Origin of the sequence: Halomonas sp. SIMBA_159 (assembly GCF_046536035.1) — a bacterium.
In the GTDB taxonomy this organism is placed as follows: Bacteria; Pseudomonadota; Gammaproteobacteria; order Pseudomonadales; family Halomonadaceae; genus Vreelandella; species Vreelandella venusta_A.
On sequence record NZ_JAWJBT010000907.1, the window covers coordinates 1 to 260 of the forward strand.

At 51.2% G+C, this 260-nt stretch carries 1 pseudogene; it reads right to left on the reverse strand.

Features of this window, described 5'->3' with window-relative positions:
- A pseudogene (locus R0J87_RS21885) lies at positions 1–260 on the reverse strand (hypothetical protein); the annotation flags it as partial.

The following is a 260-nucleotide window of genomic DNA, read 5'->3' on the forward strand; positions in this document are numbered from 1 at the left end:
ATCTCGCTGCCTGCAGCATCATTGGCGACAAAGCGGGTGCCGATAAATATATCGTTCTGCCCGGGCTGTGATGCTTGTTCATCCCTGCTATCGTATTGATATTCAGCAAGCCAGCCCAAATCCCAGTTACTGTCAAACAGGCCAACCTGGGTATATGCAAAGCCAGCTGTAGCCGCAACAAAATCTTGCTGCCGGGTTTTACGATAAATACTTTCCAGCTTCCAGATCCAACTGCCGCTAATCAGCTGCGCTGCCAGGCC